Source organism: Frigidibacter sp. ROC022 (genome assembly GCF_024723735.1).
GTDB lineage: Bacteria > Pseudomonadota > Alphaproteobacteria > Rhodobacterales > Rhodobacteraceae > SLM-1.
In genome coordinates this window covers 463847-479313 of sequence record NZ_JANQDU010000004.1, presented here as the reverse complement: position 1 = coordinate 479313, position 15467 = coordinate 463847, and the positions used below count along the sequence as shown (strand labels likewise).

14 protein-coding genes are annotated in these 15467 nt (G+C 66.1%); 5 read left to right on the top strand and 9 right to left on the bottom strand.

The genetic code is table 11. The annotated features are described in order from the left end of the window. Positions 1-5: 5 nt before the first annotated feature. Both proC and NUW50_RS18250 read left to right on the top strand, forming a co-directional pair. Positions 6-818 carry a pyrroline-5-carboxylate reductase gene (proC, locus tag NUW50_RS18255; protein ID WP_258290596.1) on the top strand — a complete coding sequence of 271 codons (813 nt, stop codon included), beginning with the start codon at positions 6-8 and terminating at the stop codon, positions 816-818. Further along, complete coding sequence (locus NUW50_RS18250; protein ID WP_258290595.1) at positions 815-1165, top strand: tRNA-binding protein; 351 nt, start codon at positions 815-817, stop codon at positions 1163-1165. Before proC ends, NUW50_RS18250 begins: the two co-directional genes overlap by 4 nt. A 6-nt stretch (positions 1166-1171) precedes the next feature. Here NUW50_RS18250 and NUW50_RS18245 read toward each other — a convergent pair whose 3' ends face one another. The 6 genes from NUW50_RS18245 to NUW50_RS18220 all read right to left on the bottom strand — a co-directional run bounded on the left by NUW50_RS18245 (position 1172) and on the right by NUW50_RS18220 (position 10049). Further along, a complete protein-coding gene (locus NUW50_RS18245; protein WP_258290594.1) occupies positions 1172-1750 on the bottom strand; it encodes a thymidine kinase in 579 nt (192 codons plus the stop codon). A gap of 104 nt (positions 1751-1854) precedes the next feature. Then, complete coding sequence (gene lfb1, locus NUW50_RS18240; protein WP_258290593.1) at positions 1855-2214, bottom strand: LIC10280 family protein; 360 nt, start codon at positions 2212-2214, stop codon at positions 1855-1857. A 290-nt stretch (positions 2215-2504) separates the two neighbouring features. Further along, on the bottom strand, positions 2505-3860 hold the full coding sequence (locus NUW50_RS18235) for a sulfatase-like hydrolase/transferase (protein ID WP_258290592.1): 1356 nt from the start codon (positions 3858-3860) through the stop codon (positions 2505-2507). 138 nt (positions 3861-3998) lie between these two features. After that, entirely contained in the window at positions 3999-7343 is a 3345-nt protein-coding gene (gene carB, locus NUW50_RS18230; protein WP_258290591.1) for a carbamoyl-phosphate synthase large subunit, read from the bottom strand. A 30-nt stretch (positions 7344-7373) separates the two neighbouring features. Further along, positions 7374-8696 (bottom strand): glycosyltransferase 87 family protein, encoded by a 1323-nt coding sequence (locus NUW50_RS18225; RefSeq protein WP_258290590.1) that lies wholly within the window; start codon positions 8694-8696, stop codon positions 7374-7376. Positions 8697-8816: 120 nt separating this feature from the next. Then, positions 8817-10049 carry an SAM-dependent methyltransferase gene (locus NUW50_RS18220; protein ID WP_258290589.1) on the bottom strand — a complete coding sequence of 411 codons (1233 nt, stop codon included), beginning with the start codon at positions 10047-10049 and terminating at the stop codon, positions 8817-8819. Positions 10050-10301: 252 nt separating this feature from the next. Here NUW50_RS18220 and aspS point away from each other — a divergent pair, with 252 nt between their 5' ends. Next, on the top strand, positions 10302-12080 hold the full coding sequence (gene aspS / locus NUW50_RS18215; protein ID WP_258290588.1) for an aspartate--tRNA ligase: 1779 nt from the start codon (positions 10302-10304) through the stop codon (positions 12078-12080). Then, positions 12080-12853, top strand: coding sequence for a BglII/BstYI family type II restriction endonuclease (locus NUW50_RS18210; protein ID WP_258290587.1), 774 nt, complete (start codon positions 12080-12082; stop codon positions 12851-12853). Before aspS ends, NUW50_RS18210 begins: the two co-directional genes overlap by 1 nt. Here the strand turns inward: NUW50_RS18210 and NUW50_RS18205 are convergent. Continuing rightward, a complete protein-coding gene (locus NUW50_RS18205; RefSeq protein WP_258290633.1) occupies positions 12826-13458 on the bottom strand; it encodes an MT-A70 family methyltransferase in 633 nt (210 codons plus the stop codon). The two genes, NUW50_RS18210 and NUW50_RS18205, sit on opposite strands and share 28 nt — an antisense overlap. Before the next feature lie 149 nt (positions 13459-13607). After that, positions 13608-13799, bottom strand: coding sequence for a hypothetical protein (locus NUW50_RS18200; protein WP_258290586.1), 192 nt, complete (start codon positions 13797-13799; stop codon positions 13608-13610). A 146-nt stretch (positions 13800-13945) separates the two neighbouring features. On the opposite strand from NUW50_RS18200, the gene NUW50_RS18195 reads away from it, so the two are divergent. After that, positions 13946-14668 carry a GNAT family N-acetyltransferase gene (locus tag NUW50_RS18195; protein WP_258290585.1) on the top strand — a complete coding sequence of 241 codons (723 nt, stop codon included), beginning with the start codon at positions 13946-13948 and terminating at the stop codon, positions 14666-14668. 19 nt (positions 14669-14687) lie between these two features. Here the strand turns inward: NUW50_RS18195 and NUW50_RS18190 are convergent, their stop codons facing one another. Next, positions 14688-15404, bottom strand: coding sequence for a response regulator (locus NUW50_RS18190; RefSeq protein WP_258290584.1), 717 nt, complete (start codon positions 15402-15404; stop codon positions 14688-14690). Positions 15405-15467 lie beyond the last annotated feature (63 nt).

The following is a 15467-nucleotide window of genomic DNA, read 5'->3' as shown; positions in this document are numbered from 1 at the left end:
AATACATGGACCATTCGGAAATCGAACGTCGCGGGCTGGTGCTGCTCGGCTGCGGCAAGATGGGATCGGCCATGCTGGCCGGCTGGCTGGCCGGCGGGCTGTCGCCGGATGCGGTCTGGGTGCTGGACCCGGCGCCCTCGGACTGGCTGAAAGGCACCGGCGTGCATCTGAACGCCGAACTGCCGCCCGATCCGGCCATCGTGCTGATCGCCGTGAAGCCGCAGATGATGGGCGATGCCCTGCCGGTCCTGGCCGCCCTGGGCAATGGCACGACCCTGTTCCTGACCGTCGCCGCCGGAATCCGGATCGCCGCCTACGAGGCGGTTCTCGGCGCCGAGACGCCGCTGATCCGTGCGATGCCGAATACCCCGGCCGCCATCGGGCGCGGCATCACCGCGCTGACCGGCAATGCCCATGCGACCGAAGCGCACATGGCCATGGCCGAGGCGCTGCTCTCGGCGGTCGGCCAGACCGTCCGACTGGACGGCGAACATCAGATGGACGCGGTGACGGCGGTCTCGGGATCGGGTCCGGCCTATGTCTTCCACCTGATCGAGACACTGGCTGCCGCCGGTGAGGCCCAGGGCCTGCCCGCCGATCTTGCGATGACGCTCGCCAAGGCCACCGTCGGCGGCGCCGGTGCGCTGGCCGAACAGTCGTCCGAGGACCCCGGCCAGCTGCGGGTCAACGTCACCTCTCCCGGCGGCACGACCGCGGCGGCGCTCGAGGTGCTGATGAACCCCGAGACCGGCTTTCCCGCCCTGCTGCCCCGGGCCGTCAAGGCGGCCGCCGATCGCGGAAAGGAACTGGGCGCATGAGCAAGACCAGCCCGCAGATCAGCTTCGACGATTTCCTGAAGGTCGATATCCGGGTCGGCGTCATCACCGCCGCCGAACCCTATCCCGAGGCCCGCAAGCCGGCGATCAAGCTGCGCGTCGATTTCGGGCCCGAGATCGGCGAGAAGAAGTCCTCGGCACAGATCACCCGGCACTATACACCCGAAGCCCTGGTCGGGCGGCAGGTCATCGCCGTGGTGAATTTCCCGCCGCGGCAGATCGGCAAGTTCATGTCGGAAGTGCTGGTGCTCGGCGTGCCGGATGCCGAAGGCGAGGTGGTGCTGCTGGAACCGGGACAGGAGGTGCCCCTGGGCGGACGGCTGTTCTAGACGGACTCAGCGCTCGACCGCCTCGCGCCAGTGGCGGCGGCAGAGCGAGCGGTAGGTCTCGTTGCCGCCGACCTGGATCTGTTCGCCTTCGCGCTGCGCCTTGCCGTCGGGGCCGAGCCGCACCACCATCGTCGCCTTGCGCCCGCAGTGGCAGATCGTCCGCGCCTCGCGCATCTCGTCGGCCCAGGCCAGCAGCGCGGCGGATCCCGGAAACAGGTTGCCCTGAAAATCGACCCGCAGCCCGTAGCACATCACCGGCACGTTCAGGTCGTCCACCGCCCGGGCCAGTTGCCAGACCTGCTCCTTCGAGAGCCATTGCGCCTCGTCGATGAAGACGCAGGCGACCGGGCCGCGGGCCTGCCGCGCCGCGATCTTGTCGAACAGGTCCTCGCCCTGCACCAGCGTGTCGGCGTCTTTCGCGATCCCGATCCGGCTGCCGATCCGGCCCTTGCCGGCGCGGTCGTCGAAGGCGAAGGTGAGCAGGTAGGGCTCCATCCCCATCTCGACATAGTTATGCGCCGCCTGCAGCAGCAGGGTCGATTTCCCGGCGTTCATGGTGGAGTAGTGGAAATAGAGCTTGGCCATGCCCGCCGATTAGCCAAAGCCGGGGGCCCGGGCAAGGGCCCGCCGGCGTCCCCATGGGGACGGTTTGAATTCATTGGGAAAATTCTGGTTAATTCGGCTTAACCCTAGCGCGGGGTCAGTTTTTCGAGCGCCAGCCCGTCATTCCAGGTGCCGTGCAGCTCGTGGTCCGGCATGATGATGTAGACGATCGGCGTGGCATCGCCCCAGTCCACCGCCATCACCCGGCCGTCGATCAGCCCGGTGCCCTGATAGGTCTCGCCCTCGATGTTCCAGGTCATCGCCACCCGGCCGCCGTTCTGCGCGATCTCGACCAGGCCGGAATAGATCGTCCCGTCCGGATAGAGCCCCTGCGCGGTATAGCTGCCGGCAACCTGCAGCACCGGGCCGGGCTGGACGTTCTGCGCGACGGTTGGCGTGGCGGCAAGACCGAGGAGCAGGGCGAGGATGTGGCGGCGGGCGAGCATGGGCGGTGTCCTTTCCGTTGGGTAAGGAGGGTGCGGGATGGGGGGCGTGTTGGCAAGGGGAAGCATGCACCTCACCAGTATGGCAAATGTCGGGTCGTACGTACGAGCAGGCAGCCTGCGGGACCGAAAACGGCAGCAGAGGCGTTCACGCGACTGGGGATGGCGGCAAACCCGGATGTCGTGTCGGCTTTGGCCGAACAGGTTGGGGGCAATCGGGCCGCGGAAGCCCTTGCAGAGCGGGCGAAGAAGTGGCCGGCGTGGCGGCGTTGAGTGGTGCGCCGAGGTGCACCCTACGGGCGGCCCTGTTTTTCAGCCCGTTCAACGTCAAACCCGTATTCCTTGCAGCAGGCGGCATGGGCCGCACGCATGGCCGCATGGTCGGGATGGTCGGGGCCGAGTTCCTTTGTCTGCCACCAGTCTGCGGAAAGATCGTAAAGCTGGGTCGTTCCATCGCCGTAGCGGATGAATCGGAATTTGCCTTTCCGAATGCCGGCGCTTTGCTCGAGGAAGGTCGGCACCGCCCGATCCGGTACGCTCTCTCCCTCCATCTGCGGAACCAGGGAACGTCCGACGCAATCGGCCAGCGGCGGCAGGCCAAGATACTCCATGACCGTCGGGCCGATATCCATCAACGCAACCGGATCGTTGACTACCTGTTCCCGGGGCCTTCTCGGGTCGTGAATGATCAATGGGACGTTCGCGACCTGCTCCCACAGCGTGTGCTTGCGAAAGCGGTTCCGTTCTCCGAGATGCAGGCGATGATCGGACAAGATGACAACCAGTGTGTTGTCGGCATGGGGTGAAGCCTTGATCGCGTCCCAGACGCGCCCCAAATGAAGGTCGGTGTGGGTCAACGCCGAAAAATAGTTGCGGACGCTGTTCTTCCAAAACTTGAGGCGGCTATTGTCGATGTTGCCGGGGTAATTCAGCTCCATGAACGCGCTTTCGCCGAAACCCGCTTTCCAGGCCTCCGGCTTTTGAATGCTCTTGACCCTGTACATCTCCTTGAAACGCAGGGGTGTCATCCAGGGGCCATGGGTTCCGGCAAATCCGACTTCGCGATAGAAGGGGGCGTCGCGCGAGTATCGGCCCAGAAACAGTTCGGCCGAGTCTGCGACCTGATAATCGTAGTAATCCTGATCTTCTTCTTCGTTGACTGTCGCCAGACCGCCGCGAAAGCCGCCAAGCTCTACCTGCTTGTCGGGGCCCGGCATGGTTTCGGAATCGTAAAATCTCTTGCGGCGGGCCGATTTGAACCGCCGGCGCCGGTCCGAGTAGAGCGTATCGTGGATGTCGCCGGGCAAGGGAGCGAAGCCGCGCATCACCTTGCCGCCGGACGAGCAGAAATAGCCATTCTGCTTGAGTAGATACGGCCACATCGACTCGGGCGGGATCTTGTCGAAGTAGTTCTTGTCCGACGCCGTGACCCCGGTTTGATGCGGGGATTTTCCCGACATGAAACTGGCGCGCGAGGGGCTGCAAACCGGCGCCTGGCAATAGGCGGCATGAAAGGCGGTCGATTGTGCGCAGATGCGATCGAGGTTGGGCGTTTGCAGGGCTTCGCCGAAGATCGACTTATAGTTCCAGAAGGCGACGGCATCATCCAGACTGATCAAGATGACATTCATCGCGGCGGTGCGGCCCAAACTGGTCTTCCCTATCCCTGTATCCCTCTTCACGGACGGCATGGCCATTCCATGGGTGGGCGCATCATCGCATGGGGCGGGTCGATCCAGTAGCTTCTTGTGGCCGGCGCATACGACCGCGGCGAGGAGTGTTGCGCCCTAACCCTGCAACGGGCGCACGCCCAGCTCTCCTTCCCGCATCGCCTTCATCGCCAGGGCGGCGCTGTGCGAGGCGGCCAGGGTGGTGAAATAGGGGATCTTGTCCATCAGCGCGACATTGCGCATCGACCGCGAGTCGTCGATCGACTGCACCCCCTCGGTGGTGTTCATCACCAGCTGGATCAGCCCGTCCTTCATCACGTCCACCACGGTCCGGCCGCCCTCATAGGCCTTGTTGACCACTTCCGAAGGCACGCCGGCCTCGGACAGGAAGGCCGCGGTGCCGCGGGTCGCGATCAGGGTCAGGCCCAGATCGACCAGGATCCGCGCCGTTTCCAGCAGCATCGGGCCCTTGTCGGAGTCCTTGATCGAGAGAAACACCCTGCCCTCGGTCGGCAGCACCGTGCCGGCGCCCAGCTGGGCCTTGAGGAAGGCCCGGGCAAAGCTGCGATCCCAGCCCATCACCTCTCCGGTCGAGCGCATTTCAGGCCCCAGCAGCGTATCGACGCCTGGGAAGCGGGCGAAGGGCAGCACCGCCTCCTTGACCGAGAACCAGGGCGTGATCGGATCGGCCAGGGTCAGCGGATCGGCCAGCGGCAGCACGGTGTCGATCGAGGCGGCCTCGGGATAGGCGGGGCGCTGCGCGAAGCCGGAGAGCGATTCTCCGGCCATCAGGCGGGCCGCGATCGAGGCGATGGCGCTGTCGGTGGCCTTGGCGACGAAGGGCACGGTGCGGCTGGCGCGCGGGTTCACCTCCAGAACGTAGATCACCCCGTCCTTGATCGCGAACTGGACGTTCATCAGCCCGACGACATTCAGGCCCAGGGCCAGTTTCTCGGTCTGGCGCTTCAGCTCGTCCACCGTGGCGGCGTCCAGCGAATGCGGCGGCAGCGAGCAGGCGGAATCGCCCGAATGCACGCCGGCTTCCTCGATATGCTGCATGATCCCGGCGACATGCACCGTCTTGCCGTCGCAGAGCGCATCGACATCGACCTCGGTCGCATTGGTCAGGTAGCTGTCGAGCAGCACCGGGTTCTTGCCCGAGACATTGACCGCGTCGCGGATGTAGCGGCGCAGGTGGTCCATGTCGCGGACGATCTCCATCGCGCGGCCGCCAAGGACGTAGGACGGCCGGATCACCAGCGGGAAGCCGACCCGTTCGGCGACCTCGAAGGCCTCGGCATCCGAGCGGGCGAGGCCGTTGACCGGCTGCTTCAGCCCCAGCTTGTTCAGCAGCTGCTGGAACCGCTCGCGGTCCTCGGCAAGATCGATCATGTCGGGCGTGGTGCCGAGGATCGGAATCCCCGCGTCCTGCAGCGCCTGGGCGATCTTCAGCGGCGTCTGGCCGCCGAACTGGACGATGACCCCGTGCAGGCTGCCCCGCGACTGTTCGACCCGGAGGATCTCCATCACATGCTCGAAGGTCACCGGCTCGAAATACAGCCGGTCGGAGGTGTCGTAATCGGTCGAGACCGTCTCGGGGTTGCAGTTGATCATGATGGTCTCGTAACCGGCGTCGGTCAGCGAGAAACAGGCGTGACAACAGCAGTAGTCGAACTCGATCCCCTGGCCGATCCGGTTCGGGCCGCCGCCGAGGATGACCACCTTCTTGCGGTCCGAGGGCCGTGCCTCGTCCTCGACCTCGCCCATCACCGGATGCTCGTAGGTCGAATACATGTAGGGGGTCTGCGCCTCGAACTCGGCGCCGCAGGTGTCGATGCGCTTGAACACCGCCTGAACGCCGAGGTTGATCCGGGCGCGGCGGACGTTGTCCTCGTCGCGGCCGGTCAGCTTGCCGAGCCGGGCGTCGGTGAAGCCCAGCATCTTGAGCGCGCGCAGCCCCTCCTCGGTCAGCGGCAGACCTTCGGCGCGGATCCGGGCCTCGGTCTCGACGATTTCGCGAATCCGGGCAAGGAACCAGGGGTCGTGGCCGGTGACGCGGTTGATCTCGTCATCGCTCAGCCCGTGCCGCATGGCCTGGGCCACGGTGCGCAGTCGGTCCGGGGTCTTGGCCGAGAGCGCCTTGGTGATCGCGGCGCGGCCCGAGGCGGGATCGTCGGCACCGGGAATCTCGATCTCGTCGAATCCGGTCAGCCCGGTTTCCAGCCCGGCCAGCGCCTTCTGCATCGATTCGTGGAAGGTCCGGCCGATCGCCATGACCTCGCCCACCGATTTCATCGCGGTGGTGAGTTCCGGCTTCGAGCCGGGAAATTTCTCGAAGGCGAAGCGGGGAATCTTGGTGACGACATAGTCGATGGTCGGCTCGAAACTGGCGGGCGTGACCTTGGTGATGTCGTTGTCGAGCTCGTCCAGCGTGTAGCCGACCGCCAGCTTGGCGGCGATCTTGGCGATCGGGAAGCCGGTCGCCTTGGAGGCCAGCGCCGAGGAGCGGCTGACCCGCGGGTTCATCTCGATCACCACCATGCGGCCGTCCGCCGGGTTGATCGCCCATTGCACGTTCGAGCCGCCGGTCTCGACCCCGATCTCGCGCAGCACGGCGATCGAGCCGTTGCGCATGATCTGGTATTCCTTGTCGGTCAGCGTCAGAGCCGGAGCGACGGTGATGCTGTCGCCGGTATGCACGCCCATCGGATCGACGTTCTCGATGGCGCAGACGATGATCGCGTTGTCCGCCTTGTCGCGGACCACCTCCATCTCGAATTCCTTCCAGCCAAGAAGGCTTTCGTCGATCAGGATCTGCGCCATCGGCGAGGCTTCCAGACCGGCGCGGCAGATGCCGAGGTAGTCGTCGCGGTTGTAGGCAATGCCGCCGCCGGTGCCGCCGAGCGTGAAGGCGGGGCGGATGATGGCCGGCAGGCCGACATACTCGATGGCTTCCATGGCCTGGGCCAGACCGGCGTTGATGTCGTATTTCCCGTCCGCCAGCTTCGGCGCCGCGATGATCGTGGCCTTGGGATTCTCGAGCCCGATCCGGTCCATTGCCTCGCGGAACAGCTTGCGGTCCTCGGCCATCTCGATGGCCTGCCGGTTGGCGCCGATCAGCTGGACGCCGAACTTCTCCAGCACGCCCATGTCGGCCAGCGCGAGGCTGGTGTTCAGCCCGGTCTGCCCGCCCATGGTCGGCAGCAGCGCGTCGGGGCGTTCCTTCTCGATGATCCTGGCGACGACCTCGGGGGTGATCGGCTCGATATAGGTGGCGTCGGCCAGGCCCGGGTCGGTCATGATCGTCGCCGGGTTCGAATTGACCAGGATGACCCGGTAGCCTTCCTCGCGCAGCGCCTTGCAGGCCTGGGCCCCGGAATAGTCGAACTCGCAGGCCTGCCCGATGACGATGGGACCGGCCCCGATGATCATGATCGAACTGATATCGGTGCGTTTCGGCATAGTCATCCCCCGGGCGGCAAACTGGCGGGGTTATAGCTGGCGGGTTCCGGGGCGCAAGGGGAGCGACACCAAGGATTCACGATCCTCGCGTCGCATCGCGACAACCAGAAAAGCCATGTAGCACAGCATCGACGCCGTTCCGGCAGGCAATGCGACATATTTCCAGAACTGCATGACCACGTCGAAATCCAGAAGAAAGGTCATTTGCGGCACGAAGACCAGGGTCAGCGCCACGAGGCCGCGCCGCATCCCGAGGTGCACGAGCAGTGCCGGCGCAAAGACAAGAGGCGCAAGATAATGGTAGCCCCAGCTCAACGGGCTGACCAGTGACAGGGCCGTGAAGGCAACCGGCCAGAACAGGATGCTGCGGGTGCGGCGCGCAACGAAGACCAGCACCGCCAGAACCGCAAGCAGGAGCGCAAGATCAAGCCCGCGCCAGAGTGCCGACTTCTTCAGTATCCACCAGCCCGTGGCGACCTCGTCCGCGGCGACATTTCTCAGCTCAAGCACGCTGTCGAGCCGATCGGCCATGAAGAGCTGGGCGACCGTCGGGTCGACGGACCAGGTGAAATAGGTCACCAGCGCGGTACCGGAGATGTCGGAAAGCTGCTGCAGGAACTCCAGGTGCAACTGAATTCCGCCGAGGAGCAGGGACGTGAGCCCCAATGCCCCCCCTGCGAGGGCGAAGGCGGCAGCCGCGCGGTTCTGGCCCCTGGCGAGCCAGAACAGGGCATAGAGCGCCGGATAGATCTTCAGCGAGGCGGCCAGGGCCAGGGCCGCCCCGGCACCGAGAGGGGCACAATTGCGTTGCCGGTCGATCGCCAGCACGGTCAGGAAAGCCACCAGAATCTGCGGCTGGTTCTGTTCGAGGGCGATCCTTGCGCTCAGCCCGGTGGCGAGAAGGCCAAGTCCCAGCAGGAAGCAGACCGGCATCCATGCCGCGGGAACACTGTTGCGCAATGCGATCCAAAGGGTGGCGACCAGCATCAGCGGGTTCAGGAAGCTGGCGACCTGAACAATGGTGGAGAAGTCGGCCAGCCGGTAGAGGACCGAACCGACAACGGCCCAGAGCGGCGGGTAGATGAAGGGATAGATGCTCTCTTCATAACCGTCCGCCAGAAATTGCGCAGACCAGCCGTCCGGAGGCAGCATGGTGAAGATGCCCGTCGAAACCGGATAGATCTGGTCGAGATTGCCCTCCGCGAAATTCCGGCCAGCCGCCCAGACGGCCAGAAGATCGGCTGACAGGGCCTCGGAAAATGCCAGATAGGACAGCAGCACCGCGCCGGCGGCCACGGCCAGCAGGAGCAGGACGACCGGAACCCTGAAACTGTCGTCCTTGCCAAGGTTCATCCGCACCGCCACCGAAACGCAGGTCGTTCGGGGCAGGCTACTCAGGCTCTACTCCGGCGACAACACTCGGGGCCATGCCGGGCGCCCTGCCTTGCAAATTCACAACAGGGGCGCCCCGCCCTATTCCGCAGCGTGGCGGCGGCCGTGTTCGAGCGGTTCGGTGTAGAGATACTCGCGCGTCAGCGGCACCGCCTCCTGGTTCTTGGCCAGCTGGACCTGGAAGACCCCCTGCGATCCGGCCCGGAACGTCATTTCCGAGGCGGCAAGGTAGAACCGCCACATCCGGCAGAAGCGCTCGTCATAGATCGCCCGCGCCTTGTCGATATTGGCCATGAAGCGGTTGTACCAGTGCCGCAGGGTCTCGGCGTAATGCAGGCGCCAGACCTCGAGATCGGTGGGGCAGAGCTCTTCACGCTCGATCGCAGCGGCCATTTCCGACATCGCCGGGACATAGCCGCCGGGGAAGATGTACTTGTCGATGAAGCCGCCGGTGGCGCCGGGCGGGCCGAAGCGGCCGATCGAGTGGATCAGGGCCACGCCCTCGCCGGTCAGCAGCCGCCGGACATGGCGGAAATACTCGCGGTAGTGCGGCACGCCGACATGTTCGAACATGCCGACCGAGACGATGCGGTCGAAGCTGCCCTGCACCTCGCGGTAGTCCTGGAGCCGGAACTGGACCCGGTCGGCCAGCCCCTCGGCCCTGGCACGCTCGGTCGCCACGGCATGCTGCTCGCGCGAGAGGGTCACGCCCAGCACCTCGGCCCCGTAGTCCCGCGCCAGGGTCAGCGCCATGCCGCCCCAGCCACAGCCGATGTCGAGCACCCTCATCCCCGGTTCCAGCAGCAGCTTGCCGGCGATATGGGCCTTCTTCTGCGCCTGGGCCTGTTCCAGCGTGTCCCCGGGGTGCCGGAAATAGGCGCAGGAATATTGCCGGTCGGCATCGAGGAACAGGTCGTAGAGTTCGCCCGACAGGTCGTAGTGATGCGCCACGTTGCGCTGCGCCCGGCCGATCGGGTTGTGCTGGGCGATGCGGCGCAGGGCGGCGCTGGCCAGGACATAGGGCTTGCTGGTCCAGAACGCGCCCCGGTTTTGCAGATTGCGCGTCGCCAGCGCCAGGAAGCCGCGCAGGTCGTCATTCTCGATGGTCAGCGTGCCGTCCATATAGGCCTCGCCGACGGCGAGGTCGGGCTTTGCGATCACCCGGCGGGGCAGGTTCGGATCATGCACCCTTACCCGCACCGGCTCGGCATCGCCCTGTCCGGCGGACAGGACCCGGCCCGAGGGCAATGTCACCTCGATGCGACCGGTCTGAAACAGATGACCGAGCATTCGGTCGAGTAGTGTCTCCCACATGCCAACCCCCAATTAGCGGTTCCACCCGCGCCTGGATTGCCTGCCTGCGTCTGCCCCGGGCGGTGTTTCAGCCGCATCCGGGTCGGCAAGTTAATACTTGCATCCCATATGTAAAGACCCTGAGCCTGCCGCCGGATCGGCCGGAAGAATTCCCGTGCCGGGCGGGGTGGCGAGGCGGTGCGGGCAGGCTCCGGCTTGACATCCGGGGCGGGGCGGGCTTTGACCGCTTCCGATCAACTCCCCGAGGCCGACATGCACCCCTACCGAAGCCACACCTGCGCCGATCTGACATCCAAGGACGTCGGGGCCGAGGTCCGTCTGTCCGGCTGGGTCCACCGGATCCGCGACCACGGCGGCATCCTGTTCATCGACCTGCGCGACCATTACGGCGTGACGCAGGTGCTCTGCGACCCCGACAGCCCCGCCTTCGGAGAGGTCGAGAAGCTGCGGGCCGAGACCTGCATCCGCATCGACGGCACGGTCAAGGCGCGCGATCCCGAACTGGTGAACCCGAAACTGCCGACCGGCGAGATCGAGGTCTTCGTGCGCGGGGTCGAGGTTCTGGGCGCGTCCGAGGAATTGCCGCTGCAGGTCTTCGGCGACCAGGAATACCCCGAGGAAACCCGGCTGCGCTATCGCTTCCTCGACCTGCGCCGGCAGAAGCTGCATGACAACATGATGCTGCGCTCGCAGGTGGTGCAGTCGATCCGGCGCCGGATGTGGGAGGCCGGGTTCAACGAGTTCCAGACCCCGATCATCACCGCGTCCAGCCCGGAGGGCGCGCGCGATTTCCTGGTGCCGTCGCGGCTGCACCCGGGCAAGTTCTACGCGCTGCCGCAGGCACCGCAGCAGTTCAAGCAGCTGCTGATGGTCTCGGGCTTCGACAGGTATTTCCAGATCGCGCCCTGTTTCCGCGACGAAGACCCGCGCGCCGATCGTTCGCCGACCGATTTCTACCAGCTCGATGTCGAGATGAGCTTCGTCTCGCAGGAGGATGTCTTTGCCGCCGTGCAACCGGTCATCAAGGGCGTGTTCGAGGAATTCGGCGGCGGCCGCACGGTCGATGCGGTCTGGCCGCAGATCAGCCATGCCGATGCCGCGCTCTGGTACGGCACCGACAAGCCCGACCTGCGCTGCCCGATCAAGATGCAGGTGGTGAGCGACCATTTCCGCGGCTCGGGTTTCGCGATCTTTGCCAAGCTGCTGGAGCAGGAAGGCACGCAGATCCGCGCGATTCCGGCGCCGGGCGGCGGCTCGCGCAAGTTCTGCGACCGGATGAACGCCTTTGCCCAGAAAGAGGGCCTGCCGGGGATGGGCTATATCTTCTGGCGCGAGGCCGAAGGCGGCGGCGTGGAAGCGGCCGGACCGCTGGCCAAGAACATCGGACCGGAACGGACCGAGGCGATCCGGGTGCAGCTTGGCCTCGGCAAGGGCGACGCGGCCTTCTTCCTGGGCGGCAAGCCGGAAGCCTTCGAACGGGTGGCGGGCAAGGCGCGCACCGTGATCGGCGAGGAACTCGGCCTGACCGACATGAACCGCTTCGCCTTCGCCTGGATCGTCGATTTCCCGATGTACGAGAAGGACGACGAGGGCCGGATCGATTTCTCGCACAACCCGTTCTCGATGCCGCAGGGCGGGCTGGAAGCCTTGCAGGGTGATCCGCTCAAGGTTCATGCCTATCAGTACGACCTGTCCTGCAACGGCTATGAGCTGCTGTCGGGCGGGATCCGGAACCACCGCCCGGACATCATGTTCAAAGCCTTCGAGATCGCCGGCTACCCGGCTTCGGAGGTCGAGGCCCGCTTTGGCGGCATGGTCAACGCCTTCCGCTATGGCGCCCCGCCGCACGGCGGCTGCGCGGCCGGGATCGACCGGATCGTGATGCTGCTGGCGGACGAGAGCAACATTCGCGAGGTCATCCTGTTCCCGATGAACCAGCGCGCCGAGGACCTGATGATGAACGCCCCCTCTGCGCCGACCAACGAGCAGCTGCGCGAGCTGGGTCTCAGGGTGGTGCCGAAGGAGGACTGATGCTCTCGGCGCTGCGCAGCCAAGGCTTTGACGTTGTCGCCAAGAACCATGCCGAGGCGATCCTGGCCTATGAGTTTCCCGACGAGCTGGCCGGGCTTGTCGCGGCGCTGACCGAGGTGCGGATCCCGGTGGCCGAGCTGATCGGCTCGGGCGGCGGCGAGGCGCAATCGACACAGCGGATGCGGCACCGGCTGAGCGCGGCGGGCTGGGTCAAGCACAACTTCCGGATAGAGACCACGGTGGACGGGGTGCCGCGCGGCGATGGCACCACGCATGAGATCGACCATATCCTGCGCGGCCCGAAGGGCACCCTGGCGCTGGAAATCGAGTGGAACAACAAGGATCCCTTCTTCGACCGCGACTTGGAGAATTTCCAGCGCCTGCACGCGCAATCGGTGATCAGCGTCGGGATGATCGTCACAAGGGGCGCGGCGCTGCAGGGCGGGATGACGGCGACGATCCAGAGCTATCTCGACCAGGCCGGGATCAGCTCGGAGGCGCAGCTTTACGATCTGGGCATGAAGGAGCGCACCGCACGGCAGCGGAACTATGTGGCCAAGGCGGTGGCGGCAGGCGAAAGCTTTGCCTCGGCCTTTGCGCGCTATTTCGTCCAGGACAAGTTCGGCATGGCGACGACGCATTGGAGCAAGCTCGCCGACCGCATCGCGCGCGGCGTCGGCAACCCCTGCCCGCTGCTGTTGATCGGATTGCCGGCAACGACGGTCACGCCGGGGCCGGCGACGCCCTATTCGGCGGCCAGCCCGGAATTGTAGGAATAGGTCTTCCAGTCCGGCTTGTAGTCTTCGTCGGCCTGATTGCCCCAGACCGTCCAGCCGTCGCGCAGCCCGCGTCCGAACAGTTCCAGATAGGGCCCTTTCGAGCAGCTCTCGATCAGGTCGTACTGTTCATCCGGCTTGCGCGAATGCTCGCGCTTGCGGGTCTGCAGCATATTCACCTGGCGCCGGCCCGGCGCCAGGGTGCGGGCATTCTTGCCACGGGTGCCGAACAGCAGGATCTCGGTCACGTTGCGGAAATAGAAGCCGACGCCGCGCCCGTCCGAGCCGCCATCCTTGCGGATCTTGTGCCAGATGATGTTCGACTTGTATTCGAAGCCCCAGGCCGCCAGCACCTGCAACCCCTCGGGCAGCAGGGCATTGGGCACCCACATGTAGCAATGCGCGGTGTCGGCCAGACGCTCGGCCACCGGGATCGCGCAGATCTCTTCCAGCGTCAGGGTCGGATAGCGGGCCAGGCGCTTGTGCTCGGGCGCGACCTTGCCGGTGCGGTTGGTGAATCGCCAAGGCGGATCGGCCAGAACGGTGCCGAATCGGCCGCCTTCGGTAAATTCGGCAAATTCTTGCGCAGCGGTCCCCGTCATATCCAACATATAGTCAAACCTCTGCCCGGCTGTCCATCCCATGATACGGGAACAATACCAGAACAGAGCCCGGGACGAAAGGCCCGTGCGCTGCGGCGCCCGGGCGGATCGTGCTGCGGTTTCGGAAAGGGCCCGACCGGACCTGCCGATCAGATCGCCTGCGGGTCGGCCTGAATTGCGGGCTGGGTCGAAGCCGTGGCGCCGGGCGGCTGGGCAAACAACAGGCCGCCGAGTGTCAGGACCAGGGCGAGCGCCAGCGAGGACGCCCCTGCGAAGAAAACGCTCAGATCAATCATGCGCTGTGCGCGGTCGCTGCGAATACCCTGAATCAATGCACTCATCTCGGCACTCCCCTTTGGCCCCGGCGCGGAATGGCGCCGTCCCCTGATGGCTGGTTTCGCTTGCAGACTGGCCGCGGAACCGGGCAGAAATTGGACAAGGGTCGCGCAGCTTCGCGGCAAGAATCGGAAGAATCGGGGATGGGTCGATGGACTCGGAAGACGACAAGCGGCTGGGGGTCCGGCTGCAGCGATGGACGCCGCCGCCCCGCCCCGACTGGTCGGTTATGCAGGGCCGGTTCTGCCGGGTCGAGCCGCTGACCCCGGCCCATGCCGCCGATCTGCATGAGGCCAACCGGATCGACGATGCGATCTGGGACTACATGGGCTATGGGCCCTTCGGCAGCGAGGCCGAATATGCCGCCTGGGTCGAAAGCATGGCCGGCAAGCCCGACCCGATGTTCTTCGCGGTCATCGACCCGGCCTCGGGCCGCGCCCTGGGGGTGGCCAGCTGGCTGCGGATCGACCCGGCCAACGGGGTGATCGAGGTCGGGCACATCAATTTCTCTCCGACCCTGCAGCGCACCCCGGCCGCGACCGAGGCGATGGCGCTGATGATGGCGCGGGTCTTCGGGCTGGGCTATCGGCGCTATGAGTGGAAATGCAATGCCCTGAACCTGCCGTCCCGGCGCGCCGCACAACGCTATGGGTTTTCCTACGAAGGCGTGTTCCGGCAGGCGGTGGTCTCGAAGGGTCGGAACCGGGATACCGCCTGGTTCGCGATGATCGACGCCGAGTGGCCGAGGCTGAAGGCAGCCTTCGACAGCTGGCTGGCACCCGGGAATTTCGATGCCGAGGGTCGGCAGCGGCAGGCGCTTTCGGCCCTGACGGCGCCGATCCTGGTCAGCCGCGACCCGGCCCTGGCGGGTTGAGGCCGGTCCGCGCCGGGTCTCAGACCACCTGGCGGCGGTCGAGCCGCTCCTGCACCAACCCGGCCAGCCTGGCCAGATCGGGGCCCCAGGGCTGCCCGGTCTCGCGCGCCCGGCGCAGCCGGTCGGCGGCGTGGCGCAGGGCCTTGTCCCCCGCCTGCACCGCCAGCACCTCGAGAAACTGGGTGATGTAGCCCAGCCGATCCTCGGCCGCGGTGGCGGTCAGCAGATCGGCGATCTGCGCCAGATCGTCGTGGAAGGCGGCCTCGTCGGGCTGCACCGTCTCCCCGCCCAGGGCGCGCGGCCCCAGGGGCGGCGCGTCCTGCGGCATCCGCGACAGGATGGCATGCTGGAACTGGTCCAGCGACAGGATCGGCTTGACGATGAAGCCGTCCGCCCCGGCCCGTTCCGCCGCCGCCCCGGCGTCGGGATCGCCGCTGATGCCGAGGATCACATCGACCTTGGGATGCGCCCGGGCGAGTTTGGCGATCAGGTCGAGCCCCGATCCGTCCGGCAGGCCGAGATCGATCAGCACCGCGCCGGGACGGTAGAGCGACAGGTGCCGCCGCGCGGCGCGCAGGCTGTCGGCGCGGCGAATGCGGGCGCCCGAGCGCAGGCAGAGCAGGCGCAGCGCCTCGCAGGCAAAGCGGCTGTCTTCCACAACCAGGACGGTCAGCCCGGTCAGCGGCCGATCGGCCGTGGCGCGGACCATGGCCGAAAAGAGTTCATCATCGCTCATGCTCATGCCCTTCCCTGTCGCGCCCCCATCAGAGCGCGAAACGGTAAACCGGCGGTTAACCGC